Origin of the sequence: Micromonospora sp. NPDC005299 (assembly GCF_042872345.1) — a bacterium.
In the GTDB taxonomy this organism is placed as follows: domain Bacteria; phylum Actinomycetota; class Actinomycetes; order Mycobacteriales; family Micromonosporaceae; genus Micromonospora.
In genome coordinates, this window is the sequence record NZ_JBIAKG010000023.1 from 1 (window position 1) to 25,786 (window position 25,786).

A 25,786-nucleotide genomic window follows, 5' to 3' on the forward strand; every position below is an offset into this window, starting at 1 on the left:
GGTACTGCACTCGGGAGGGTGTGGGAGAGTAGGACACCGCCGGACAATCTTCCAGTCGAGGGCCGCCCCAGCAGGGTCGGCCCTCGACTGCGTTAGCGTCCTTGGCGGACGCAATGAGGAAGGATGTACCCGTGAGTTCAGGACCGCAGGGCGAGGATCGCCCCCGTCGCAACGAGGACCGCGCCGAGCGTGGGCAGGGGCGCGGCGACGCCCGCCGCGACGACCGTCCCTCGTACCGGGGCGACCGCGACGACCGCTCGGGCGGCCCGCGGGGCGGCTTCCGCGGCGGCGACCGCCGCGAGGGTGGCTACCGCCGCGACGACCGTGACAGCGGCTCCCGTGGAGGCGACCGCCGTGAGGGCGGTTTCCGTGCCGGTGAGCGCCGGGAAGGCAGCGCCGGCGGCGAGCGTCGCGAGGGCGGCTTCCGCGGTGGCGACCGTGAGGGTGGCTTCCGTGGCGGTGAGCGCCGCGAAGGTGGCGTGGGCGGCGAGCGCCGTGAGGGCTTCCGCGGTGGCGAGCGTCGTGAGGGTGGCTTCCGTGGCGGTGAGCGCCGTGAGGGTGGCTTCCGTGGCGGCGAGCGCCGTGAGGGTGGCTTCCGTGGCGGCGACCGCGAGGGCGGTTTCCGTGGCGGTGAGCGCCGTGAGGGTGGCTTCCGTGGCGGTGAGCGCCGCGAGGGTGGCTTCCGCGGCGGTGAGCGCCGCGAAGGTGGCGTGGGCGGCGAGCGCCGTGAGGGCTTCCGCGGTGGCGAGCGCCGCGAGGGCGGCTTCCGTGGCGGCGACCGCGAGGGCGGTTTCCGTGGCGGCGAGCGCCGCGAAGGTGGTTTTGGCGGCGACCGTCGTGAGGGCGGGTTCCGCCGTGAGGGCGGCGTCGGCGGCGAGCGTCGTGAGGGCTTCCGCGGCGGCGAGCGTCGTGAGGGCGGCTTCCGTGGCGGCGACCGCGAGGGCGGTTTCCGTGGCGGCGAACGCCGTGAGGGCGGTTTCCGCGGCGGCGAGCGCCGCGAAGGTGGCTTTGGCGGCGACCGTCGTGAGGGCGGCGTGGCTGGCGAGCGCCGTGAGGGCTTCCGCGGTGGCGAGCGTCGTGAGGGTGGTTTCCGTGGCGGCGACCGCGAGGGTGGCTTCCGTGGCGGCGAGCGTCGCGAGGGCGGCTTCCGTGGCGGCGACCGTGAGGCTGGCGCCCGTGGCGGTGAACGCCGCGAAGGTGGCGGTGAGCGCCGTGAGGGTGGCTTCCGTGGCGGTGAGCGCCGCGAGGGTGGCTTCGGCGGCGAGCGCCGCGAGGGCTTCCGCGGCGGCGAGCGTCGTGAGGGTGGCTTCCGTGGCGGCGACCGCGAGGGCGGTTTCCGCGGTGGCGAGCGCCGCGAGGGCGGCTTCCGTGGCGGCGAGCGCCGCGAGGGCGGCTTCCGCGGCGGCGAGCGCCGCGAGGGTTTCGCCGGCGGCGACCGTCGCGAGGGTGGCTTCCGCCGCGACGACCGCGCGGGCGGGTCCCGTGTCGGTGAGCGCCGCGAGGGCGGTTTCCGTGGTGGCGAGCGCCGCGAGGGCGGCTTCGGCGGTGAGCGCCGCGAGGGCTTCCGACGCGACGAGCGGCCCGGCGGCTTCCGTCGCGACGACCGCGAGGGTGGCTACCGCGGCGGCCGGGAGCGTACCGAGCGGGACGGCGAGCGCCCGGGCTACGGCCGGGACGACCGTCGCCAGGACGGCGCGTACCGGGAGCGGCAGGACGAGCGCGCCGAGGGGCGTACGGGTGAGGCGCCGGCGCTGCCGGACGACGTGGTCGCCAGCGACCTCGACTCGACCGTTCGCGCGGAGCTGCTCTCCCTCGCCAAGCCGGTGGCGGAGACCGTCGCCCGGCACCTGGTCGCGACCGGGCTGCTGATCGACGACGACCCCACCGAGGCGCTGGCGCACGCCATGGCCGCCCGCCGGCTCGCCTCGCGGATCGCCGCGGTGCGGGAGGCGGTCGGGCTGGCCGCGTACCACGCGGGGGAGTGGCAGACGGCCATCGCCGAGCTGCGCACCTACCACCGGATGAGCGGGCTGCAGAGCCACCTGGCGGTGCTGGCCGACTGCGAGCGGGCGCTGGGTCGCCCCGAGCGGGCCATCGACCTGTTCCGCGGGGCGGACCGGGAGAAGCTCGACCAGGCGGTCGCCATCGAGCTGCTGATCGTGGCCGGCGGGGCCCGGGGCGACCTCGGGCAGAAGGACGCGGCGGTGGCCATGCTCCAGGTCCCCGAGCTGACCGCCGACTCGACCGAGTCGTGGGCGCCCCGGCTGCGGTACGCGTACGCGGACGCGCTGCTCGCGGTGGGCCGGCGCGAGGAGGCGCGGGAGTGGTTCTCCCGGGCCGCTGACGTGGACGCCGAGGGCGAGACCGACGCCGCCGAGCGACTGCTGGAGCTGGATGGCGTCGTCATCGAGGGCGACGACGAGGAGGACGAGGAGTTGGCGGCCGGCCCGGGCACTCCGGGTGCCGTGCCGGCCCGTCCCGACGCCGACCTCACCGGCGACTCGAACGACGACTCCGACGACGACGACGACGACCTCGACGACGACGAAGACGACCTCGACGACGAAGACGACGAGGACGACGAAGACGACCTCGAGGACGACGACGAGGACGACGACCTCGACGGCGACGCCGACCAGGACGAGGACGACGAGGACGAGGACGACGACCTCGACGGCGACGCCCGGCTGCGCGCCGACGCCGACACGGCGGACGGCGTGGCCGCGGACGCCGCTGACGCGGTACCGGCCGGCGAGGGTGCCGGGTACCGGGACCGGGACGCGGCGGACCTCGGCGACGACGAGCTGACCGACGCGGATGCGCGCTCGCTCGCCGCCGACACCCGCGCCGCCGCCGTGGACGCGGCCGGCCCGGACACCCCGGGCGGAAACGCGCCGGGCGACGAGGCGCCGGAGTCGGAGCGCCGGTGACCGGGAGCGCCGGGGACGCGGGTTCCGGTCCGGATCGCGGCGAACGCGACCGGGCCGGAACGGGCGGCCGGCTGGTCGACGGGTACACCCTGGTCGTCTTCGACCTGGACGGGGTGATCTACCTGATCGACCGGCCGATCCCCGGCGCGGTCGAGGCGGTCGCCGCGCTGCACGCCGAGGGCCGGGCGGTCGCGTACGCGACGAACAACGCCTCGCGCCGCTCCAGCGAGGTGGCCGACCTGCTCACCGGCATGGGTGTGCCGGCCGGGCCGGAGGAGGTGCTCACCTCCGCGGCCGCCACCGCCGAGCTGCTGCGCGACCGGCTGCCCGCCGGCGCGCCGGTGCTGGTGGTCGGGGCGGAGGCGCTGCGCGCGGAGCTGCGCGCCGTGGGCCTGCGCCCGGTTTCGACCGTGGACGAGGAGCCCGCCGCGGTGGCCCAGGGGTACGGCCCGCAGGTCGGCTGGTCCGACCTGGCCGAGGCGTCGCTGGCGGTCCGGGCGGGCGCGCCGTGGTACGCCACCAACACCGACCGCACCCTGCCCAGCCCGCGCGGCCCGCTGCCGGGCAACGGCTCGCTGGTGGCGGTGCTGCGCACCGCGCTCGAGCGGGACCCCGACGTGGTGGTGGGCAAGCCGGAGCCGGCGCTGTTCGCCACCGCCGCCCGCCGGGCGGGTGGGGGTCGGACGCTGGTGGTCGGCGACCGGCTGGACACCGACATCGAGGGCGCCCGCCGGGCCGGCCTGGACAGCCTGCTGGTGCTCACCGGGGTCAGTGACGTGGCCGAGCTGCTGGCGGCGCCCGAGTCGCGCCGGCCCGCGTACGTCTCCTTCGACCTGGCGGGGCTCTTCGACCCGGCGGCCGTGGTGCGGGTGCCGGGCACGGCGGACGCCGGCGGCTGGTCGGCGACGGTCGCCGACGGGGGTCTCACCCTCGACGGCGCGGGACGCCCGCTGGACGCCCTCGCGGCGCTCTGCGCGGCGGCCTGGTCGACGGCGGCCGGCCCACGGGTGCGGCCAGCGTCCGCGGCGGCGGAGGAGGCCCTGACGGCGCTCGGCCTGGCGGACTGACCGGCCCGGTCAGAGCAGCTTGCGGAGCTTCATCAGGTCGAACGGGTTCGCCTTGATCGACACCCGCCGGGAGCCCACGGCCTTCATCATGTCGAGCCGACCGTGCACCAGGGCGACCAGGTCGTCGCTGGTGGTGCTCAGCGCGATCTTCGCCTTCGGGTCGTCGCCGTCGGTGAGGTCGACCAGCCGGCCGCCCTCCAGGCGCCCGTGGAACGCGGTGTCCAGGTCGGTGACCCGGCAGGCAAGGGTGCGGTCGAGGTCGATCCGCCCCTGCACGTCGGCGTGCCGGTCGAGCCGGGCGGCCAGGTCCTGCAACGCCTGCCGGCACTCGTCCACGCTGGCCACATCGTCTCCTCATCACACGCCACGCCGTTCCCGGCACCGTACCGCAATGGGGCGTCCGGGGCGCCCGGTAGCGTGACACCTGCACACCCCGCCCCGCGGAAGGACTCAGGCATGCAGGACGCGTGGCGCGCCTACCTCGAGCTGGCCATGGGCCTGACGGAGGCGCCCCGGAAGAAGGCCCAGGACGCCGTGAAACGCGTGGTCGGCCAGGGCGGCGCGACCGCCGCCCAGCTCCAGTCGCTCGCCGAGGAGCTGGTCTCCACCGGGATGGCGAACCGGGAGGCGCTGACCAAGCTGGTCCGCTTCGAGGTGGACCGCGCGCTGGGCGCGGTCGGGCTGGCCGCCGCCGACGAGGTGGCCGAGCTGACCCGCCGGGTGCACGACCTGGAGCGGCAGCTGCGCGAGGCGAAGACCACCGGCGCGCCGGAGACCGGCGCCCGGCGCGCGCCGGCCGGTCCCGGCCCGGCCGCGGAGACGGCGGGGGCCGGCGAGGTGACACCCTCTGGGGAGTCGACCGCCGAGCAGCCGACCCCGACCACGCCGGCCGCCGAGGCGCCCGTCTCGGCGCCTCCCGTGCCCGCGAAGACCAAGGCGGTCGCGAAGAAGGCCGTGGCGAAGAAGGCGATCGCGAAGAAGCCGGCGGCCACCGTCGCGAAGACCCCGGCCGAGGAGTCGCCGGCCGCCGCGGTGCGCCGGGCGAAGAAGGCCGCCGGCCGCAAGCCGACCGGCGGTGCCGACTCGTGACCGCGCCCTTCCGTCCGGGCCCGCGCCCCGGGCCGCCGCCGGCCGGTCCCCGGCCCGGCCCACCACCGGGGGTACGGCCGGCGCCGGCCGAGGAGGTCGGCGAGGCGCGGCACCCGGCGGTGGACGCCGCGGTGCACGCCATGATCAACGCCGAGGCGCTTTCGCCGGCGGACCAGATCGCCCAGTACGAGGCGGCGTACGAGACGCTGCGCGAGACCCTGGCCAGCATCGACCAGGCCTGAGGAGAGGCGGAGAACACCCACCGATGGCACGTCGTACCCGGCTGGATGCCGAACTCGTCCGCCGCGGCCTGGCCCGCTCCCGTGAGCAGGCGGCCGCGCTGGTGGAGGCCGGTCGCGTCCAGCTGCGCGGGGTGCCGGCCCGCAAGGCCGCCGCGATGGTCGACCCGGCTGATCCGCTGCTGGTCACCGGCGACGACCCTGCCGCGGAGTACGTCTCCCGGGGCGGTCACAAGCTGGCCGGCGCGCTCGCCGCGTTCACGCCCGGCGGGCTGACCGTGGCCGGCCGGCGCTGCCTGGACGCAGGCGCCTCCACGGGCGGCTTCACCGACGTGCTGCTGCGCGCCGGCGCCGCCGAGGTGGTGGCGGTCGACGTGGGCTACGGGCAGCTCGCCTGGTCGCTGCGGACCGACGAGCGGGTGCACGTTCATGAGCGCACGAACGTGCGTACCCTCGCGCCGGAGGCGATCGGCGGCCCGGTCGACCTGACGGTGGCCGACCTGTCGTTCATCTCGCTGCGGCTGGTGCTGCCCGCGCTGGCCGGTTGCACGCGGCCCGACGGCGACCTGGCGCTGATGGTCAAGCCGCAGTTCGAGGTCGGCAAGGAACGGGTCGGCGCGGGCGGGGTGGTCCGCGACCCGGAGCTGCGCGCCGAGGCCGTGCTCGACGTGGCCGCCGCGGCCGCGCGGCTCGGGCTGGGCCTGGCCGACGTGGCGGCCAGCCCGCTGCCCGGGCCGAGCGGCAACGTCGAGTTCTTCGTATGGTTACGCCGGGACGCGCCCGCCGCGGACCCCGACCGGGTACGCGCGGTGGTGTCCGCCGGCCCGCAGGGATTCCCGGCCGCCGGGCCGGAGGCCACGACTGAGGAGGTGTCCGGGTGAGCCGGACCGCTCTGCTGGTGACGCACACGGGTCGTCGGCGCAGCACCGAGCACGCGCGCGCGGTGGCGGCCGACCTCATCGCGGCCGGCTTCGAGGTGCGGGTGGTCGCCGAGGAGGCCGACGACCTGGACCTGCCCGGCGTGGTGCCGGTGACCGGCCCGGAGGCCGCCGAGGGCGCCGAGATCGTCTTCGCGCTCGGCGGGGACGGCACGTTCCTGCGCGCCGCCGAGCTGGCCCGCCCGGCCAAGGCGCCCCTGCTCGGCATCAACCTCGGCAAGGTCGGCTTCCTGGCCGAGGCGGAGATCGACGACCTGGACAGCGCGGTGCGCGACGTGGTCGGGCGCAACTACACCGTGGACGAACGGCTCACCCTCGACGTCACCGCCGAGTTCGAGGGCGGCCCGACCATCGAGTCGTGGGCGCTGAACGAGATCAGCGTGGAGAAGGGCGAGCGGGCCCAGATGCTGGAGCTGCTCGTCGACGTGGACGGCCGGCCGCTGTCCCGCTACGGCTGCGACGGCGTGGTCTGCGCGACCCCCACGGGCTCCACGGCGTACGCGTTCTCCGGTGGCGGGCCGGTGGTCTGGCCCGAGGTGGAGGCGCTGCTGCTGGTGCCGATCAGCGCGCACGCGCTGTTCAGCCGCCCCCTCGTCACCGCGCCGACGTCCACCTTCGCGATCACCGTGGACCCGTTCACCACCCTCGCGGTGCTCTGCTGCGACGGCCGGCGGGTCTACGACCTGCCCCCGGGCGCCCGGGTCACCGTGCGCCGGGGCGCGCTGCCGGTGCGCATCGTCCGGCTCCGGGCGCGGCCGTTCACCGACCGGCTGGTGGCCAAGTTCGGCCTGCCCGTACAGGGCTGGCGCGGCAGCCGTCGCTGACCAGCGACTCAGTAAAGACCCGACGTCGGCCGGTTCGGCGTACCCGGCACCGGCCGCGGGCGGGTTACGGTAGGAGCCTCCCCCGACGACGGCACGCCGCGCCGGGTCCCGGCTCACGTTGCCGGGACCGGGCCGGGGCGGACTGTTCCGCCCCCGCGGCGGGCGCCCGTCGGGGCCGGTGACGCCGTTGCACGGGACGGCGATCGGGGCGTCCGGGCTGCGTCGAGGTGGAGTCCGGGCGGGGCGGTGAGGCCGTGTTCGCCCGGACCGCGCAGCCCGACGGTCGTGGCCCTGGCCAGGGGGTGGTCGGGTCCACGACGGTCGGGGTGTCGGAGGAGTCGCGGCCGGCCGCGGCGGGCGGACGGCGAGCCGCGCCCGGCCGGGTTTCGACCCCGGTCGGGTCGGCCGGATCGGCGAGCCGCCGTCGGAGGAAACGGCGGCTCACGAACCGGGCGGCGACGCACTCGTTCCGGCACCCCGGCCATCGCCCCTCGGCGATCGAGCCACCGCGGGCACAGACGGGGTAACCATCCGCTCGTCCCGTCGCGGCAACCTCGTGTCCACCTGGCGACATGTCGCCGGTGCGGCGCGGCGTACCTAGTGACCGACAGATGATCTCCGTCGCAGACTCCGGTGGGCCGGCCTCACCCCCCCGAGGCCGGCCCCCGAGCAGAGGAGCGCATCGCATGCACCGGTCCCCACGCTGGCTCGCCGCCGGCGCGGTCGGGGCGCTGGTGGTCGGACTCGCCGCACCGGCGTCCGCCGATCCGGCCGCACGGCCCACCGGCCCGAGCCCGGCCACGCCCGCCCCGGGCGCCGCACCCGCCCGCATCACCCTGATCACCGGCGACCAGGTCGAACTCGTCCGGGCCGCGCCCGGCCGGGTCGCCGCCACGGTCCACCCCGGCCCCGGCCGCGACCGGATCATCTTCCAGACCGTGCAGGTCGACGGCGGGCTGCGCGTGTTGCCCAGCGACGTCGTCCCGTACCTCTCCGCCGGGGTGCTCGACCCGGACCTGTTCGACGTGGAGGAACTGGCCGCCGAGGGCTACGGCGACGCCGCGCAGAGCGCGCTGCCGCTGATCGTGCGTTACCAGGAACCGGCCGCCGGACGCGTCCGGCCGCTGGCCGGCGCCACCGCGGCCCGCCCGCTGGAGAGCATCAACGGGGCCGCGCTGCGGGTCGGCAAGGCCGACCTCGGCGGCCTGTGGACCACGCTGCGCGGCGCGCCGGCGGCCCGGACCGCCGGCGCCACGCCCCGGCTCGGCGGCGGCATCGCCCGGGTCTGGCTCGACGGACGGGTGCACCCGGCGCTCGAGCACAGCGTGCCGCAGATCGGCGCCCCGGCGGCCTGGGCGGCCGGCCGGGACGGCACTGGCGTGCGGGTCGCGGTGCTCGACACCGGCGTCGACGCCACCCACCCTGACCTGGCCGGACGGATCGCCGAGGCGCAGGACTTCACCGGCGGCGGCAGCGCCCGCGACGGGCACGGCCACGGCACCCACGTGGCGGCCACCATCGCGGGCAGCGGCGCCGCCTCGGACGGGCTGCGCAAGGGCGTCGCGCCCGGCGCGCGGCTGCTGATCGGCAAGGTGCTCGACGACGGTGGCAGCGGCTACGACTCGGGGATCATCGCGGGCATGGAGTGGGCCGCCCACTCCGGCGCGAAGGTGGTCAGCATGAGCCTCGGCGGCCCGGCCACCGACGGCACCGACCCGATGAGCCAGTCGGTCAACGACCTCACCGCCGAGACCGGCACGCTCTTCGTCATCGCCGCCGGCAACGAGGGCGCGGCGGGCACCGTCGGGACGCCCGGCGCGGCCAGCGGGGCGCTCACCGTCGGTGCGGTGGACCGCGACGACAACCTGGCCGACTTCTCCAGCCGCGGCCCGCGGGTGGGCGACAACGGCCTCAAGCCGGAGATCACCGCGCCGGGTGTCGGCATCGTCGCCGCGCGCGCGTCCGGCACGACCATGGGTACGCCGGTGGACGACGCGTACACCCGGGCGTCCGGGACGTCGATGGCCACCCCGCACGTGGCCGGCGCCGCCGCGATCCTCGCCCAGGAGCACCCGGACTGGACCGCCGGGAAGCTCAAGGACGCGTTGGTCAGCACGACGCGGGCCAACCCCGCGCTGACCGTCTTCGAGCAGGGCGGCGGCCGGGTGGACGTGGCCCGCGCATTGAGCCAGCGGGTGTACGGCTCGGCCACCGCCGACTTCGGCCGGGTGAACACCGGCGGTGCGGTGGCGGAGCGGACCGTGACGTACACGAACGACATGTCCTCCCCGCAGACCCTGCACCTGGCCTTGGAGGTGCGCAACCTGGACACCGGTGCGACGGAGACCGACGGGGTGTCGCTCGACGCCACTGAGGTAACCGTGCCGGCCGGCGGCAGCGTGGCCGTCCCGCTGCACGCCGACCCGGCGAAGCTGGACCGGGGAGTGCACGGCGGGTGGCTGGTGGCCACCGGCGCGGACGGCGTCGCGGCGCGGACCGCCGTCGGGCTCACCCTCAGCGGGCCGATCCACACCGTCACCCTGCGCGCCCTGGACATGGCCGGGCAGCCCGGCCTCTCGCCGGTGGTCACCCTCTTCGGTGAGCACCGCGAGTCGGACCAGCTGCTCTGGCTTCCCCCCACCGGATGGCAGGTGCAGGTCGAGGAGGGTCCGTACCTGCTGGAGGGCCTGATCGAGCACGGTGCCCCGCTGGACGAGCAGATCACCCTGGTTACTGACCCCGAGCTCATGGTCGACCGGGACCTGACGGTGGTCCTCGACCCCCGCAAGGGCACCCCGGTGCGGATCGAGACGCCGAAGCCGACCGAGCAGCGGGCGGTGATCAGCTTCTATGAGCACCGGGTCTTCGGCAACGGGCGGCAGATCGACCACGGCGTCATGAACTTCAGCACGACCCAGCAGGTCAACGTCACCCCGACGCGGCCGGTGAGCCGGGGCGAGTTCGAGTTCGCCTCCCGCTGGCAGCTGGTCGCGCCCATGGTGGACGCCCAGGTCAGTAACGTCTCCGGTCCGCTGGACATCAACCTGCTGGGCCAGTCGCCGGCTCCGGCGGGCCGGCGGAAGCTCCCGCTGGTCTGGGCGGGCGACGGCACCGCCCCCGAGCTGGCCCGGGCCGGGGTCCGAGGTGCCGCCGCGCTGGTGGCCGGCAGCTACGACCGCGCCGAGGAGGACCAGATCGCCGACGCCACGGCGGCTGGCGCCGCCATGGTGCTCATCGTCCGCCCGGCGGACCGGAGCGCGTGGACGGTCTGGCGCCCGGACGGGGATCGCCTGCCGATCCCGTCGCTCGTGGTCGCGTACGACGACGGACAGCCGATGATCGCGGCGGCGAAGAGCGGCCGCGCGACCCTGGACGTGACGCTGACCGTGGACAGCCCCTACCTCTACGACGTGTGGCAGGTGTCGAAGGGGCGGGTCCCGGAGCGGATCGTGCACCGGGTGACGGCGGACAACACCGCCGAGGTGACCGCCCGCTACGCCGACACCGGCGGGTCCGACTGGGCCAGTGAGCAGCGGTTCGGCTGGCGCCCGTGGCAGGAGTACTCCTGGAACGACGACCAGCGGATGGTGCGTACCGGCACCACCCGGCAGGAGTTCGTCAGCGCCGGGGACTCCTGGTGGCAGCAGCGGGTGCTGCACCAACTCACCTGGTCCTGGGGGCCGCTGCTCGGCGGACTCACCGAGCAGCCCCGGCGGTACGCCGCCGACGACCGGGTCACCGAGACCTGGCACGCCCCGGTGGTCCGGCCGGCCGTGCCGGCGAGCAGCGGAGCGCCGGTGCCCACGCGTACCGGCGACACCCTGAACCTGCGGGTGGTCGAGTTCGTCGACGCGGACGGCCACTACAGCCCGGCCGGGTTCGGCGAGGAGCAGGACACCGTCGAGCGCCGGCTGAGCCGGGACGGGCAGCAGATCGCCGACCTCTCCAGCGGCTGGGCGCCCGTGCCGACCACCCCTGGTCCGGCCCGCTACCGGCTGGACGTCACCACCCAGCGCTCCTCGGACGAGTGGCGGCGGTCCATCCGTACCGAGACGGCCTGGGAGTTCACCTCGGCCCGCCCGGCCGGGGACGCCGCCCGGCCCCTGCCGCTGCTCCAGGTCGACTACCGGGTGCCGGCCGACCTGCGCGGCGAGGTGGCCGGCCGGCCGCACCGGCTGGAGCTGACGCTGCGTCAGCCGGCGGGGCTGCCGGCGCCGACCGGCGGCCAGGTCCGGGTCGAGGTGTCGTTCGACGGCGGGCGGAGCTGGCGAACGGTGCCGGTGCACGGGTCGGGCACCCGATTCAGCGCCGCGGTGCCGGCCGGGCACGGCACGGTGTCGCTGCGCACGAGCGCCCGGGACCGCGCCGGGAACACCGTCGAGCAGACCGTGCTGGACGCGTACGGGCTGCGCTGAGCGGGGCGGGCGGGGCGGCCCGGTGCCGCCCCGCCCGGCTCAGATCCAGCCCCGCCGGGCGACCTGGAAGGCCAGCCCCGGCCGGGTGTCCACGCCGGCGAGCGCCATGAGGTCGGCCAGCCGACGCTGCACCGTACGCCGGCTCACGCCGAGCTGCGAGGCGATCGACTTGTCCGGCACGCCGGCCACGAAGAGCGACAGCAGCCGGGCCTCGTCGGGGTCCGGCCGGTAGCCCTCCGCGTCCCGCGCGACCGGTGGGGCGGCCGGGCGCAACGGCGTCGCCATCAGCCAGTGGCTCTCGAAGAGAGCGAGCAGCGCGTCCAGCAGTTGGCTGCGGCCGATCACCGCGGCGGTCGGTTCGCCGCTGCCCCGCTCCGGCACCAACGGGCAGACCGCCGTCCGACCGTCCACGATTGCCAGCCGGACGGGCAGCCGGTCGAGGACGCGGGCCTGCTCACCGCCGCGTACGCCCTGCTCGACGTCCGCCAGCGCGCCGGGTTCGAGGAGCATCTCGCGTTCGTAGATGGCCCGGTAGCGGACCCCGCGGGCCAGCGCGTCGAACTCCTCGACGTTCTCCTGGCCCGCCATGGCCAGCGGATTCGCCCGGCAGAACCAGAGCACCTCGACCCGGGCGCCGTTCTGCAGGTCGCGCAGGCGCTCGCGGAGCGCCCGGCCGCCGGTGACCACCTCGACCAGGTGCCCGGCGTCGTGCCGGCGCATCCCGGCCCGGTACTCCTCGGCGAGCTGGGTGACCGCCGCGCGGGCCGACTCCAGCGCCTCCTGGCGGCGCAGCAGCGCCTCGCCGAGCGGGACGTCCGGTGCCAGCGGCCGCAGCGGCGCGTCGGGCTCCGGCCCGGCCGGCAACACCAGTCCCTTGCCGCGCAGGGCTTCGAGCTGGGCCAGGATGTCCGCGCGCGGGCGGCCCAGCCGCTCGGCCAGCTCGCCGACCCGCGCGGCCGTGAGCTGCACGAGGCAGCGGTAGAGCCGCTCCTCGTCCGGGGTCAGGCCGATCACGTCCAGCACGGGGCAGAACTGTACGACCCCGCCACCGGCCCCGCGCCGGCTGGTCAAGTGTCGGAGGACGCGTCTACTGTCGGGTGCTGTGCTGGAAGAGCTGCGCATCACCGGACTGGGCGTCATCGAGGACACCACGCTGCCGCTGACCGGCGGGATGAACGTCATCACCGGCGAGACCGGTGCGGGCAAGACCATGGTGGTGACCGGCCTCGGCCTGCTCTTCGGCGGCCGGGCCGACGCCGGCCGGGTCCGGGCCCAACCGGGCCGCGCCGTGGTGGAGGGCCGGCTGCGCCTGGACGGCCGGGTGGCCGAGACGGTGCACGCCCGGATCACCGACGCAGGCGGCGAGCCCGACGAGGACGGCTCGCTGCTGCTGAGCCGCACGGTCACCGTCGAGGGCCGGTCCCGCGCGCACCTGGGCGGCCGCGGCATGCCGGTGTCGATGCTGGGCGAGGTCGGCGAGCAGGTGGTGGCCGTGCACGGCCAGTCCGACCAGCTCCGCCTGCTGCGCCCTGCCGAGCAGCGGGCCGCGCTCGACCGGTTCGCCGGCCCGGAGCACGAGAAGCTGCTCGACGCGCTGCGCGAGGCGCACACCCGGTGGCGGGCGGTCGTGGACGACCTGGCCGACCGGCGGCGCAACGCCCGCGAGCGCAACCAGGAGGCCGATCTGCTCCGCCTCGGGCTCGACGAGATCACCCGGGTCGACCCGCAGCCGGGCGAGGACGACGAGTTGAAGGCGGAGGCCCAGCGCCTGGAGCACGCCGAAGGGCTGCGCACCGCGGCCCAGCTGGCCCAGCAGTGCGTGGCCGGCGGCGTGGAGGCGGCCGACGACACCCCCGACGCCACCGCGCTGCTCGGCACCGCCCGGCGCACCCTGGAGGCGCAGGCCGGCACCGACCCCGCCCTGGGCGAGCTGGCCGCCCGGCTGGAGGAGGCGGCCACCCTGGTCACCGACGTCTCCGCCGAGCTGTCGACCTACCTGGCCGCGCTCGACGCGGACCCGGCCCGCCTGCAGACCGTCTACGAGCGCCGGGCCGCGCTGCGGGGCCTCACCCGGAAGTACGCCGACGACGTCGACGGCGTGATCGCCTGGGCCGAGCGGGCCCGCACCCGGCTGTCCGACCTGGACACCTCCGACGATCTGCTGGACGAGCTGGACCGGGAGGCGGCCCGGCTCGCCGGCGAGGTGGCCGACCTGGCCGGCCGGGTCTCCACCTCCCGGCAGGAGGCCGCGGTGCGCTTCGCCGAGCAGGTCACCGTCGAGCTGGCCGGGCTGGCCATGCCGCACGCCCGGATCGAGGTGGCCGTGCTGCCCCGGCCGGCCGGGCGGGCCGAGCCGAGCCTGCCGGTCAACGGGGTGGAGGCCGGCGTCGGGCCCGACGGCGCCGACGAGGTGGAGTTGCGGCTGCACGCCCACCCGGGCGCGCCGGCGCTGCCGTTGCAGCGGGGCGCCTCCGGTGGCGAGCTGTCCCGGGTGATGCTCGCCATCGAGGTGGTCTTCGCCGGCTCGGGCGGTCCGCCCACCCTGGTCTTCGACGAGGTCGACGCCGGCGTCGGCGGGCAGGCCGCGGTGGAGATCGGCCGCCGGCTGGCCCGGCTGGCCCGCAGCCACCAGGTGCTCGTGGTCACCCACCTGCCGCAGGTCGCGGCGTTCGCCGACCGGCACCTGGTGGTGGCGAAGGACACCGGGGGAGCGGTCACCACCAGCGGCGTGCGGGTGGTGGAGGACACTGAGCGGGCCCGCGAGCTGGCCCGGATGCTGGCCGGTTTGCCGGACTCGGACCTGGGTATCGCGCATGCGGAGGAACTCCTGGCCGTGGCGGCCAAGGAAAGGCGCCCGTGATCCCGAGATTGTGAGCGCAAGCACACCGGCGTGCGCTCCGGTGTGCTTCCCTGGGTAGGCGGCCCTGCTCAGGCATGTCGCGACAGCAAAACCTGCCTCACATGCCAGGATGGTCACGATGCGTCTACCCACGTTGCGCCGGACCCGGAACGCGGAACCGGGCTCAGTCCTCGGTACCGCGCGCCTCGACCGCCGGACGAAACGGCTGGTCGGCCGGCTCCGGCCCGGCGACATCGCGGTCATCGACCACGTCGACCTGGACCGGGTGGCGGCCGACTCGCTGGTGGCCGTCGGTGTCGCCGCCGTGCTCAACGCCAAGCCGTCGGTCTCCGGGCGCTACCCGAACCTCGGCCCCGAGGTGCTGATCTCGGCCGGCATCCCGCTCCTGGACGACCTCGGCGAGAGCGTCTTCGAGCAGATCCGCGAGGGCGACCTGGTGCGCATCGAGGGCAACACGGTCTTCGTCGGCGAGGAGCCGGTCGCGCACGGCGCCCTCCAGGACGCCGAGACCGTGGCCAAGTCGATGGCCGACGCCCGGGAGGGGCTGTCGGTGCAGTTGGAGGCGTTCGCCGCCAACACCATGGACTACCTCAAGCAGGAACGCGACCTGCTGCTCGACGGCGTCGGCGTGCCGGAGATCCAGACCCAGGTCCAGGGCCGGCACTGCCTGATCGTGGTCCGCGGCTACGACTACAAGGCCGACCTGGACGTGCTGCGCCCCTACATCCGGGAGTTCAAGCCGGTGTTGATCGGCGTGGACGGCGGTGCCGACGCGCTGGTCGAGGCCGGCTACACCCCTGACATGATCATCGGCGACATGGACTCGGTCACCGACGACGTGCTGCGCTGCGGCGCCGAGGTGATCGTGCACGCCTACCCCGACGGCCGGGCGCCGGGTCTGGCCCGGGTCGAGGGCCTCGGCGTGCCGGCGATCACGTTTCCGGCCGCGGCCACCAGCGAGGACCTGGCCATGCTGCTGGCCGACGAGAAGGGCGCCTCGCTGCTGGTGGCCGTCGGCACCCACGCCACCCTGGTGGAGTTCCTCGACAAGGGCCGGGGCGGCATGGCCTCGACCTTCCTGACCCGCCTGAAGGTGGGCGGCAAGCTGGTCGACGCCAAGGGCGTCAGCCGGCTCTACCGGCAGAGCATCTCCGGTTCCTCGCTGCTGCTGCTCATCCTCTCGGCGGTGGCCGCGATGGCCTCCGCGGTGGCGGTCTCCACAGTCGGGAAGGCGTATTTGGGCGTGGTGTCGGAGTGGTGGGACAATTTCGTGTTCCAGCTCGGCCAGATCTTCTAGCTCCCCCGACGATCAAGAGGCTGCAAGCGTGATCAACTTCCGCTACCACGTGGTGTCCCTGACCGCGGTTTTCCTGGCCCTGGCCATCGGCCTGGTGGTCGGCACGGCCGCTCTGAACGGTCCGGTGGCCGACTCGCTCAAGGAGCGGGTCAACGGGCTCAGCAAGGACAACTCGCTGATGCGCCAGTCGGTCAACAGCCTCCAGAAGGAACTGGACATGGAGGAGGACTTCGCCGCCGAGATGGCGCAGGTCATCCTCCCCGGCAAGCTGAACGGCCGGCGGGTGCTGGTGCTCAGCCTGCCCAGCGGCCGGGACCACACCGAGGGCGTGGTGAAGATGCTCCAGCTCGCCGGGGCCAACGTCACCGCCCGGATCGACGTCCAGGACAAGTTCATCAACCCGGACAGCAACAACAACCTGCTGGAGCTGGCGGTCACCGCGGCCCGCCCCAACAGCGTGCCCACGTCCGGCCTGCCCGGCAACGGGCACGGCGTGGAGACCTCCAGCGCGCTGCTCGCCAGCGTGCTGCTGGACCGGCCGCAGGGCAGCCCGGCGGTCACCGACGCGGACCGCCGGGCGGTGGTGCAGCAGTACACCAACTCCGGCTACCTCACCCCGCAGGACAAGATCGGCGGCGCCGCCGAGGCGGTCGTGCTGGTCAGCGGCCAGCCCTACGTCGACAAGTACTCGGCGGAGAAGGACGAGTCGGTCGTGAAGATCGCCGAGCAGTTCGACCGGACCGGCGCCATCGTGGTCGGCGGCATGGGCTCGGCCGGCGGGAACGTGGTCTCCGTGGTCCGGGGCGACCCGGTGCTGTCCCAGACCATCTCGACCGTCGACAACGCCAACACCGTGCAGGGGCAGCTGGTCACCAGCCTCGCCCTGGTGCAGCAGTTGACCGAGAAGAAGGCCGGCCAGTACGGCGTCGGTGACAACGCCGCCGCGCTGCTGCCTAGACTGCCCCAGTGACCGGTCCGTACCGCGTCGCGCTGAACATCCGGATCGGAGGGGTCGCGTGAGACTGGGTCGGCTGCTGGCCGTCGGCGCCGGGGCGCTGGCCGCCCGCTACGTGCTGCGGGAGGTGCGCACCTCGCCGGGCGCGCCGGCGCTGGAGCGCACCAACTTCCGGGGCCGCACCGTCACCCTGGCCGCCGGCCCCGCCCTCGCGGTCGGCGCGGCCACCGCGGGCGCCCTCGGCGCCGGTAGCGCCCCGGCCGGCGCTGCTGCCCTGCTCGCCGGGGTGGGCGCGGGCTCGGTCGGGCTCTACGACGACATCGTCGGCGCGCGTCCCGACCAGAAGGCCGCCAAGGGCTTCGCGGGGCACCTGGCCGCGCTGCGCGAGGGGCGGGTCACCGCCGGGCTGGTCAAGATCGCCGGCGTGGGCGCGGCCGGGCTCGGCGCCGCGGCGCTGCTCGCCGCCGACCCGCGGGTCGCCGCGCACCCCCGCCGGCAGGCGGCCGGCGGGCTCCGCCGCGGGCTCGACGTGCTGCTCGGCGCCGGCGTGGTGGCCGGCACCGCCAACCTGGTCAACCTGCTCGACCTGCGCCCCGGCCGGGCGCTCAAGGCCGGCATGCTGCTCGGCGCGCCCATGGCCGGCGGCCCGTTCGGGGGCATCGCTGCGGGCGCGGTCGGGGCGGCCGCCGGGCTGGTCCGGGACGACCTCGACGAGCGGGTCATGCTGGGCGACAGCGGCGCCAACGCGTTCGGCGCGCTGCTCGGGGTGAGCCTGGCCGCGCGGACCGGGCCGCTGGGCCGGGCCGGCGTGCTGGCCGTGCTCGCCGCCCTCACCGCCGCCAGCGAGAAGGTGAGCTTCACCCAGGTGATCCAGCGGACCCCGGGGCTGCGGCACCTCGACGAGCTGGGCCGGCTCGCCGACTGACGTGACGAAACCGGCACCCCTCGCCGGCGCCGGCCGCGTGGCCGGAGCGGCCGCCCTCATCGCCGTCCTCACCGTGGTCAGCCGGCTGGCCGGCTTCGGCCGCACCGCCGTCTTCACCTGGACGCTCGCCCCCACCGACCTCGGTGGCGCCTACCTGGTGGCGAACTACGTCCCGAACTTCATCTTCGAGATCGTCGCCGGTGGGGCGCTGGCCAGCCTGGTCGTACCGCTGCTGGCCGGCGCGGTCGAGGCGGGGGACCGGCGGGCGGTGGCCGCCACCACCGGCGCCCTGCTCACCTGGACGCTCAGCCTGCTGGTGCCGCTCGCGGTGCTGGTGGCCCTGCTCGCCGACCCGCTGCTGGGGCTGCTCGGCCACGGCCTGGACGCCGCCCAGCAGGAGGTCGGGGCGCGGATGCTGCGGGTCTTCGCCCCCCAGCTGCCGCTCTACGGCGTCGGCATCGTGCTCACCGGGGTGCTCCAGGCGCACCGGCGGTTCGCCTGGCCGGTGATCGCCCCGCTGCTGTCCAGCGTCACCGTCATCGTGGTCTACCTCGGCTTCACCGCCGTGGAGGGGTGGCGGGCCGGCGTCGGCGAGGTCGGCCCCGGCGGGGAGCTGCTGCTCTCCGGCGGCACCACGCTCGGCGTGGTGGTGCTCTCGCTGTCCCTGCTGGTCCCGCTGCGCCGCCTCGGGCTGCGGCCGCGGCCCGGCTTCCGGTTCCCCGCCGACGCCCGGGCCCGGGTCGGTGGGCTGGCCGTCGCCGGGGTGGTCACCGTCGCCGCACAGCAGATCGCCCTGGTCGTCGCGCTCAACCAGGTCACCTACGGCCGGACCGCCGACGTCGGCGTCTACAACCTCGCCCAGACGATCTACTTCCTGCCCTGGTCGGTGCTGGCCGTGCCGCTCGCGGTGGCCGCGTACCCGACGCTGGTGGCGGCCCGGGCGGCCGGCGACGAGCGGGCCTACCGGGACACCCTCGCCCCGGCGGCCCGCGGGGTGGTGCTGTTCAGCCTGCTCGGGGCCGCCGCGCTGGTCGGCACGGCGATCCCGGTCGGGCACTTCTTCTTCGACCCCACGGACGCCGGCACGGCCGCGGCGGGCATCGCCGGCTTCGCCCCCGGCCTGCTCGGCTACGGCCTCTTCGCGGTCCTCACCCGGGCCCTCTACGCGCGGGGGGAGACCCGGACGGCCACCGTCGCCACCGCGTTCGGCTGGCTCAGCGTGCCGGCGCTGGCCGTGCTGCTCGGGCACCTGCTGCCCCTCGCCGACCGGGTGCTCGCCGTGAGCCTGGCCACCTCCGCCGGCATGCTGTTCCTCGGCGGGCTGCTGATCGTCGCCGTGCTCCGCACCGCCGGCCGGGCCGCCCTGGCCGGCGTCGGGCGGGCCGGGGCGGCCGGCCTGCTCGCCGCGGCGGTCGCGGGGCTCGGCGGCGCGGCCACCGCCCGGGGACTCGCCGGGCTCGCCGACGGGACCCCGACGACAGGGGAGGCCCTCGTTCAGGGCATGCTGTCCGGGGCCGTGGTCGGCGCGCTGTTCCTCGCCGTCGCCTGGGTGACCGACGCCCGCGACCTCCGGCCGCTGCTCGCGGCCGTGGCCCACCGGCTCGGCCGGCGACGCCCGCCCGGCGGGGGCGACGGCCCGCCGGAGGACCAGCGTCCCGGCGAGCGCGGCGACGGAAAGGAGACCGTTTCCTCATGACGGACGCCTCGTCGGCGCCGCGGTGGCCCGGCTCGGTGGCCCTGGTGCTCGCCTCCAGCACCGGTGGGGTGGGGCAGCACGTCCGCTCGATCGCCCGGGGCCTGACCGAAGCCGGCGCGTCCGTGCTGGTCTGCGGCCCGGCCGCCACCCAGGACCAGTTCGACTTCACCGGGGTGGGCGCCCGGTTCACGCCGGTGGAGATCCCGGCCAGCCCGACCCCGGCCGATGCGCGGGCCGTCGCCGCGCTGCGCCGGGCGCTGGCCGACCCGCCGGTCGACGTCGTGCACGCACACGGGCTGCGCGCCGGCCTGGTCGCCGTGCTCGCCCGCCCGGCCGTCCCGCTCGTAGTCACCTGGCACAACGCCGTGCTCGCCGGCGGGCTGCGCGGCGGGCTGTCCCGGCTCGCCGAGCGGATCGTCGCCCGGAACGTCCGGGTCGCCCTGGGTGCCTCCGCCGATCTGGTCGAACGGGCCGCCGCGCTCGGCGCCGCCGACGCCCGCCTCGCCCCGGTCGCCGCGCCGGCGCTGCCCGCGCCGCGCCGCCGCCGGGCCGCCGTCCGCGCCGAGTTCGGGATCGCCGCCGACCGGCCGCTGATCGTCTCGGTGGGCCGGCTGCACCCGCAGAAGCGGTACGACATCCTGGTCGACGCGGCCGCCCGATGGCGTACCCGGAAGCCCGCGCCGCTGGTGGTGATCGCCGGCAGCGGGCCCGCGTACCTCGCGCTCGCCGCCCGGATCTCGGCCGCCCGGGCGCCGGTGACCCTGCTCGGGCACCGCACCGACGTGGCCGACCTGCTCGCCGCCGCCGACCTCGCCGTGGTGACCAGCGACTGGGAGGCCCGCCAGCTCTTCGCCCAGGAGGCGCTGGGAGCCGGCGTACCGCTGGTGGCGACCGCCGTCGGCGGCCTGCCGGAGCTGGTCGGCGACGCGGCCGTGCTGGTCCCCGCCGGCGATGTGGACGCCGTCGACGCGGCGGTGCGCGACCTGCTGGACGACGAGGCCCGCCGGGCCGACCTGGCCCGCCGGGGCGCCGCCCGGGCCGCTGCCTGGCCGACCGAGGCGGACACCACGGGCGCCCTGGTCGACCTCTACGCCGAGCTGACGCCCGAGCATTCGACGGGGAACCGCTGATGGTGCGCAGACTGACCCCGGTGCTGCTGACGCTGGTCGTGGTGGCGCTCGGCATCACCGCGCTGGCCGCCCGCCCGGACGACGGCGCGCCGGAGCGCAGCGCCGACTTCGTGGTGCTGGCCGGGGCGGCCGGGCTGCGCTGGGAGGATGTCGACCCGCAGACCACCCCCACGCTGTGGCGGATGGCCGAGCAGGGCTCGATCGGCTCCCTCTCCGTACGCTCCGCGCACCGGCCCACCTGCCCGGTCGACGGCTGGCTCACCCTGGGCGCCGGCAACTTCGCCGCCTGGAACGGCAGCCGGCCCGGCGGGGGCTGCCCGGCCGCCGGGGTGACCGTCGAGCAGCCCGACGGGATCGGCGCGAACCTGCCCGACCAGGAGAGCGTGGTCGCGTACAACCAGGACCGGCTCTCCTGGGGGACCACCCCGGGCGCGCTGTCCGAGTCGGTGCGCTGCTCGGTGGCGGTCGGTCCGGGCGCGGCGGTGGCTGCCGCCCGCCCGTTCGGCCGGGTCGACCGGTACGCGCCGGTGCTCCCCGCCGACCCGGCGAAGCTGCTCGGCTCCTGCGTGCTGAGCATCGTCGACCTGGGCACCGTCGACGGCGAGGACCCGACCAGCCGGGCCGCCCAGGCCCGCCAGGTGGACGCCCAGCTCGCCCGGGTGCTCGCCGCCCGGCCGCCCCGCTCGCTGGTCCTGGTGGCCGGGGTCTCGGACACCGACACCCCGTCCCGGCTGCACGTCGCGGTGGCCGACGGCCCGGGCTGGGGCCGGGGCTGGCTGACCTCGCCGAGCACTGCCCGCGAGGGCTACCTGCAACTGGTCGACCTGGCCCCCACGGCGCTGGCCGCCCTGGGCCGCCCGATGCCCGAGCGGCTCTTCCTCGGCCGCCCCGCCGTGTCCGTCGACGACCGCCCCGACGACCTGCGCGCCGCGATCGACGCGCCGGCCGACGCGGACCGCGAGGCCGCCGCCCAGCGTCGGGTCGCCGGCTGGTTCTTCACGCTGCTCGCCGCCGCCCAGGTGGCCCTCGCCGTGGCGGTGCTGCCGCTGCTGCGCCGGGCCCGCCGGCACGCCGGCCCGCACGGGCCCGCGCCGGTGTCCCGGCGGGTGGTGGCGGTGGTGGAACTGCTGCTGATCGCCGCCGCGCTCGCCGTGCCGGCCGCCCTGCTCGCCGACGCCGTGCCCTGGTGGCGGGGGCAGCACGCCGGCTGGTGGTTCGCCGCGGTGACCGCCCTGCTGACCGTCGGCGGCACGGCGGCGGTCCGCTTCACCCCCGGCCACGAGCGCACCCTCGGGCCGCTCGGCGCGGTGGCCGCCCTGGCCACCCTGGTGGTCGGGGTGGACGTGCTCACCGGCTCCCGGTTGCAGCTCAACGGCGTGATCGGCTACTCCGCCCTGGAGGGCGGCCGGTACGCCGGCCTGGGCACCGTCGGGCTGGGCGTGTTCATCGCCGGCTCGCTGCTCTGCGGCGGCTGGCTGGCCCAGCGGGTCCGCCGGACCTGGCGGCCGATGGTGATGGTCGCGGTCGGCGGCGCGGCCGTCGTCATCGTGGGCAGCCCCTACCTGGGGGCCGACTCGATCGGCGCGATCGCGCTCACCGCCGGGGTGAGCGTCGCCGCCGCCATCTGCACCGGCGGCTGGCTGACGGTGAGCCGGCTGGCCTGGGCCACCATGGCCGCGCTGGCGGTCACCATCGGCTTCGCCGTGGTCGACGTGGGCCGGCCCGAGGCCGAGCGGGGCAGCCTGGGGCGGTTCCTCGCCGCGCTCGGCGACGGCACCGGCGGGCTGACCGTGCACCGGTCCAGCACCGCCAACTTCCAGACCCTGGTGAACAGCCCGCTCACCGTCCTTGCCCTGGCCGGCGCGGCGCTGGTCTGGTTCGCCCTGCTCCAGCCCTGGGGCGGCCTGATGCGGCTGTTCGGCATCTACCCGGCGATCCGGGCGGCGATGGCCGGCACCGGGGTGGCCGCTGGTCTGGGCGGCGTGCTGGGCGGCTCGGCGCTGGACGTGGCCGGGGCGGCGGGGGCCCTGGTGGTGCCGATGGCGGCCCTGGCGGCCCTGCGGGTGCTCGACCACTCCACCGACCGCACCCAGCCCGGCAGCGGCCGTCCGGGCGACGAGGGCCGGTCGGCCCCGCCCGGCGGCCCCACCGGGGACGGTCCCAGCGGCGCGGCCGGAGTTCCGGGCGCCGGCAGCGCCGCCCGGCCCGACCCCGACCCGGCCGCCGGCCCCGAGGGCGCTCCGGGGGGTCCCGCACGGGGTACGCGGACGCCGGACACCCCCGCCGACCGGGCGCCCCGGGTGCCGGCCCAGCCCGGCCCGGCATCGACCGAGGTGCCCGCCGGCTGAGGCGAACCCGGCTTCACGTGCGCCGACGGCGGGTGCGACACCGCTCCGGGGCCGGGGAGGTGTTACCGTGGAATCCCGTGGATCGCGTGATCACTTGGCTGATCGGCACGGCGGTTCGCACGACCGCTACGGACGACACGGGAGCAGGCCTTGGCCCCTTCAGCACGGACGACCAGGCACATTTTCGTCACCGGGGGAGTCGCCTCCTCGCTGGGTAAGGGCCTCACCGCCTCCAGCCTCGGCAACCTGCTGACCGCGCGCGGGCTGCGCGTGGTGATGCAGAAGCTCGACCCGTACCTCAACGTCGACCCCGGGACGATGAACCCGTTCCAGCACGGTGAGGTCTTCGTCACCGAGGACGGCGCCGAGACCGACCTCGACGTCGGCCACTACGAGCGGTTCCTCGACCGGGACCTGTCCGGCAAGGCGAACGTCACCACCGGGCAGATCTACTCGGCGGTGATCGCCAAGGAGCGGCGCGGCGAATACCTGGGCGACACCGTCCAGGTCATCCCGCACATCACCAACGAGATCAAGGCGCGGATCCTCGGCATGGCCGACCCGGACGCCGACGGCCAGGTCCCCGACGTGGTGATCACCGAGGTCGGCGGCACGGTCGGCGACATCGAGTCACTGCCGTTCCTGGAGGCGATCCGCCAGGTCCGGCACGACCTGGGCCGGGACAACTGCTTCTACCTGCACGTGTCGCTGGTGCCCTACCTGGCCCCGTCCGGCGAGCTGAAGACCAAGCCGACCCAGCACTCGGTGGCGCAGCTGCGCAGCATCGGCATCCAGCCGGACGCCCTGGTGCTGCGCTGCGACCGGGAGATCCCGGACAAGGTCAAGGAGAAGCTCTCGCTCTACTGCGACGTCGACCGGGAGGCGGTCACCGCGGCCCCGGACGCGCCGAGCATCTACGACATCCCCAAGGTGCTGCACCGGGAGGGTCTCGACGCGTACGTGGTGCGCCGGCTCGGCCTCTCCTTCCGGGACGTGGACTGGACCCGCTGGGGCGACCTGCTCGACCGGGTGCACCAGCCGCGCCACACGGTGACCGTGGCGCTGGTCGGCAAGTACGTCGACCTGCCCGACGCCTACCTGTCGGTGAGCGAGGCGATCCGGGCCGCCGGCTTCGGCCACCGGGCCCGGGTGCAGCTGCGCTGGGTGCCCAGCGACGACTGCGTGACCCCGGCCGGCGCGGCGGCGGCCCTGGTCGGCGTCGACGGCATCGTGATCCCCGGTGGCTTCGGCGTCCGCGGCATCGAGGGCAAGATCGGCACCGCCCGGTACGCCCGGGAGAACGGCATCCCGCTGCTCGGCCTCTGCCTGGGCCTGCAGTGCATGACCATCGAGGTGGCCCGCCACCTGGCCCACCTCGACGGGGCGAACTCGCTGGAGTTCGACGAGGAGGCCACCCACCCGGTCATCGCCACGATGGCCGACCAGGAGGACATCGTCGCCGGCAAGGGCGACCTGGGCGGCACCATGCGGCTCGGCGCGTATCCGGCGAAGCTGGCCGAGGGCTCGCTGGTCGCCGAGGCGTACGGCAGCACCGAGGTCAGCGAGCGGCACCGGCACCGGTACGAGGTGAACAACGCCTACCGCGACCAGCTCACCAAGGCCGGCCTGACCATCTCCGGCACCTCCCCGGACGGCCGGCTGGTCGAGTTCGTCGAGCTGGACCGGGACCTGCACCCGTTCTTCGTGGCCACCCAGGCGCACCCCGAGCTGAAGAGCCGGCCGACCCGGCCGCACCCGCTCTTCGCGGCGTTCGTGAAGGCCGCCGTGGCGTACTCCGAGGCCGACCAGCTCCCGGTCGACCTGGACGCCCCGGCGGAGGCCGCGGCGGCGAAGAAGGCGGGCCGCAACGGCGGCGCCGCGGCGGCGAAGGCGGCGTCCGCGTCGTGAGTGGGGTGGAGCACCGGTACGAGGTGACCGGGCACCGGGAGATCTGGTCCGGCCGGATCTTCTCGGTGGTCAGTGACGACGTCACCATGCCCGGCGGGGGCGCCGCCGCCCGCGACTACGTGACGCACGTCGGCGCGGTGGCCGTGGTGGCCCTCGACGACGCCGGCCAGGTGGTGCTGATCCGGCAGTACCGGCACCCGGTGGGCCGGCACCTGTGGGAGCTGCCCGCCGGGCTGATGGACGTCCGGGGCGAGGACCTGGCCACCGCGGCGGCCCGGGAGCTGGCCGAGGAGGCCGACCTCACCGCCAGCAGCATCGACGTCCTGGTCGACCTGCACAGCTCGCCCGGGTTCAGCAACGAGGTGGTCCGGGTCTTCCTGGCCCGCGACCTCGCCGACGTGCCCGCCGAGCAGCGGCACGACCGGCGCGACGAGGAGGCCGACCTCCAGGTCGTCCGGGTCGACCTCGACGAGGCGGTCCGGATGGTCCTGGCCGGCGAGATCACCAACGCCTCCTGCGTGGCCGGGCTGCTCGCCGCCGCCCGCGCCCGGGAGACCGGCTTCGCCGAGCTGCGCCGCCCGGAGGCGCCGCTGCCCCGCTGAGCCGGGTCGGACGACGAAGGGGCCGCGCGGTGCGTACACCGCGCGGCCCCTTCCGTTGTGCCGGCGCTCAGTCGCGCAGCGGGCGTCCCTGCCCGTCGACGCCACCGTTGACAAGGATCAGGATGCCGTCGATGGTGCCCCAGAGGGCGCCGAAGCCGCAGGTCACGACGCTCACCACGAGCTGGAGCACACCGGTCTTGGTGTCGCCCATGTAGAACCGGCCGGCGCCGAAGAAGCCGAGCACGATGCCGAGGACTCCCGCGACGACCTTGCTCTTGTCCGAGACGCCCTGCGGGTACTGCTGGTAAGGAGGAGTGGTCATGAGCGGACACCCTAGTGATCGACAGGCATCCTGTCCGCACCGCCGCCCCGACGGTGGAAGGATATTTACCGAACATTGTCCTGACGGCTGAGGCGGTCTCCACCGCCCAGCCCCGGTCGACGCCTGACACACCGTCAGCACGACCGGGCACCGGATGTCACTGTGTTGGCCTCCGTGGGGTTCCCACGCGCCTAGACTGCCGCCGGGCGGGACCGGTGGACCGCGTCGGCAAAGGGGCCGT

General features: G+C 75.8%; 19 protein-coding genes and 1 pseudogene. 16 read left to right on the top strand and 4 right to left on the bottom strand.

Translation table 11 applies throughout. The annotated features are described in order from the left end of the window. Nucleotides 1-137: 137 nt before the first annotated feature. Nucleotides 138-1,901, bottom strand: a complete 1,764-nt coding sequence (locus ACFYPD_RS32995) for a hypothetical protein (RefSeq protein ID WP_387122367.1) — start codon at nt 1,899-1,901, stop codon at nt 138-140. Between ACFYPD_RS32995 and ACFYPD_RS33000 the strand changes: the two are divergent. Then, nucleotides 1,848-2,493, top strand: a pseudogene (locus ACFYPD_RS33000) (hypothetical protein); the annotation flags it as partial. The gene ACFYPD_RS32995 and the pseudogene ACFYPD_RS33000 overlap by 54 nt on opposite strands. Before the next feature lie 508 nt (nt 2,494-3,001). Then, nucleotides 3,002-3,997: an HAD-IIA family hydrolase gene (locus tag ACFYPD_RS33005; RefSeq protein ID WP_387122435.1), complete on the top strand. Its 996-nt coding sequence runs from the start codon at nt 3,002-3,004 to the stop codon at nt 3,995-3,997. A gap of 9 nt (nt 3,998-4,006) precedes the next feature. Here ACFYPD_RS33005 and ACFYPD_RS33010 read toward each other — a convergent pair whose 3' ends face one another. Continuing rightward, a complete protein-coding gene (locus tag ACFYPD_RS33010; protein WP_387122370.1) occupies nt 4,007-4,342 on the bottom strand; it encodes an SCP2 sterol-binding domain-containing protein in 336 nt (111 codons plus the stop codon). A gap of 111 nt (nt 4,343-4,453) precedes the next feature. Between ACFYPD_RS33010 and ACFYPD_RS33015 the strand changes: the two genes are divergently transcribed. The 5 genes from ACFYPD_RS33015 (at nt 4,454) to ACFYPD_RS33035 (ending at nt 11,502) form a co-directional block, all read left to right on the top strand. After that, nucleotides 4,454-5,086, top strand: coding sequence for a hypothetical protein (locus ACFYPD_RS33015; RefSeq protein WP_387122373.1), 633 nt, complete (start codon nt 4,454-4,456; stop codon nt 5,084-5,086). Next, entirely contained in the window at nt 5,083-5,328 is a 246-nt protein-coding gene (locus tag ACFYPD_RS33020; RefSeq protein ID WP_387122376.1) for a hypothetical protein, read from the top strand. The genes ACFYPD_RS33015 and ACFYPD_RS33020 overlap by 4 nt, the downstream gene beginning before the upstream one ends. Nucleotides 5,329-5,351: 23 nt before the next feature. Beyond that, nucleotides 5,352-6,206 (top strand): TlyA family RNA methyltransferase, encoded by an 855-nt coding sequence (locus tag ACFYPD_RS33025; protein ID WP_387122379.1) that lies wholly within the window; start codon nt 5,352-5,354, stop codon nt 6,204-6,206. Beyond that, entirely contained in the window at nt 6,203-7,087 is an 885-nt protein-coding gene (locus ACFYPD_RS33030) for an NAD kinase (protein ID WP_151465567.1), read from the top strand. Before ACFYPD_RS33025 ends, ACFYPD_RS33030 begins: the two co-directional genes overlap by 4 nt. Nucleotides 7,088-7,773: 686 nt before the next feature. Next, nucleotides 7,774-11,502, top strand: a complete 3,729-nt coding sequence (locus ACFYPD_RS33035; protein ID WP_387122382.1) for a S8 family serine peptidase — start codon at nt 7,774-7,776, stop codon at nt 11,500-11,502. Nucleotides 11,503-11,541: 39 nt separating this feature from the next. Here the strand turns inward: ACFYPD_RS33035 and ACFYPD_RS33040 are convergent, their stop codons facing one another. Next, nucleotides 11,542-12,525, bottom strand: coding sequence for a helix-turn-helix domain-containing protein (locus tag ACFYPD_RS33040; protein ID WP_387122385.1), 984 nt, complete (start codon nt 12,523-12,525; stop codon nt 11,542-11,544). A gap of 79 nt (nt 12,526-12,604) precedes the next feature. Between ACFYPD_RS33040 and recN the strand changes: the two genes are divergently transcribed. The 9 genes from recN to ACFYPD_RS33085 all read left to right on the top strand — a co-directional run bounded on the left by recN (nt 12,605) and on the right by ACFYPD_RS33085 (nt 25,223). Continuing rightward, on the top strand, nt 12,605-14,362 hold the full coding sequence (gene recN, locus ACFYPD_RS33045; protein WP_387122387.1) for a DNA repair protein RecN: 1,758 nt from the start codon (nt 12,605-12,607) through the stop codon (nt 14,360-14,362). A 118-nt stretch (nt 14,363-14,480) separates the two neighbouring features. Then, the gene (steA, locus tag ACFYPD_RS33050; protein ID WP_151463419.1) at nt 14,481-15,659 is read left to right on the top strand and encodes a putative cytokinetic ring protein SteA; all 1,179 of its coding nucleotides are present in this window, start codon (nt 14,481-14,483) and stop codon (nt 15,657-15,659) included. Between the two features lie 28 nt (nt 15,660-15,687). After that, on the top strand, nt 15,688-16,629 hold the full coding sequence (locus ACFYPD_RS33055) for a copper transporter (protein WP_357949321.1): 942 nt from the start codon (nt 15,688-15,690) through the stop codon (nt 16,627-16,629). A 46-nt stretch (nt 16,630-16,675) separates the two neighbouring features. Beyond that, the gene (locus tag ACFYPD_RS33060; RefSeq protein ID WP_387122389.1) at nt 16,676-17,539 is read left to right on the top strand and encodes a hypothetical protein; all 864 of its coding nucleotides are present in this window, start codon (nt 16,676-16,678) and stop codon (nt 17,537-17,539) included. Nucleotide 17,540: 1 nt separating this feature from the next. After that, nucleotides 17,541-19,235 carry a murein biosynthesis integral membrane protein MurJ gene (gene murJ / locus ACFYPD_RS33065; RefSeq protein ID WP_387122392.1) on the top strand — a complete coding sequence of 565 codons (1,695 nt, stop codon included), beginning with the start codon at nt 17,541-17,543 and terminating at the stop codon, nt 19,233-19,235. After that, entirely contained in the window at nt 19,232-20,365 is a 1,134-nt protein-coding gene (locus ACFYPD_RS33070; protein WP_387122395.1) for a glycosyltransferase family 4 protein, read from the top strand. Before murJ ends, ACFYPD_RS33070 begins: the two co-directional genes overlap by 4 nt. Continuing rightward, nucleotides 20,365-22,713, top strand: coding sequence for a hypothetical protein (locus ACFYPD_RS33075; RefSeq protein WP_387122398.1), 2,349 nt, complete (start codon nt 20,365-20,367; stop codon nt 22,711-22,713). Before ACFYPD_RS33070 ends, ACFYPD_RS33075 begins: the two co-directional genes overlap by 1 nt. Nucleotides 22,714-22,863: 150 nt before the next feature. Continuing rightward, nucleotides 22,864-24,621, top strand: a complete 1,758-nt coding sequence (locus ACFYPD_RS33080; protein ID WP_387122401.1) for a CTP synthase — start codon at nt 22,864-22,866, stop codon at nt 24,619-24,621. After that, entirely contained in the window at nt 24,618-25,223 is a 606-nt protein-coding gene (locus ACFYPD_RS33085) for an NUDIX domain-containing protein (protein ID WP_387122404.1), read from the top strand. Before ACFYPD_RS33080 ends, ACFYPD_RS33085 begins: the two co-directional genes overlap by 4 nt. A gap of 67 nt (nt 25,224-25,290) precedes the next feature. Here the strand turns inward: ACFYPD_RS33085 and ACFYPD_RS33090 are convergent, their stop codons facing one another. Then, nucleotides 25,291-25,545: a TM2 domain-containing protein gene (locus ACFYPD_RS33090; protein ID WP_387122406.1), complete on the bottom strand. Its 255-nt coding sequence runs from the start codon at nt 25,543-25,545 to the stop codon at nt 25,291-25,293. Between the last annotated feature and the right edge of the window lie 241 nt (nt 25,546-25,786).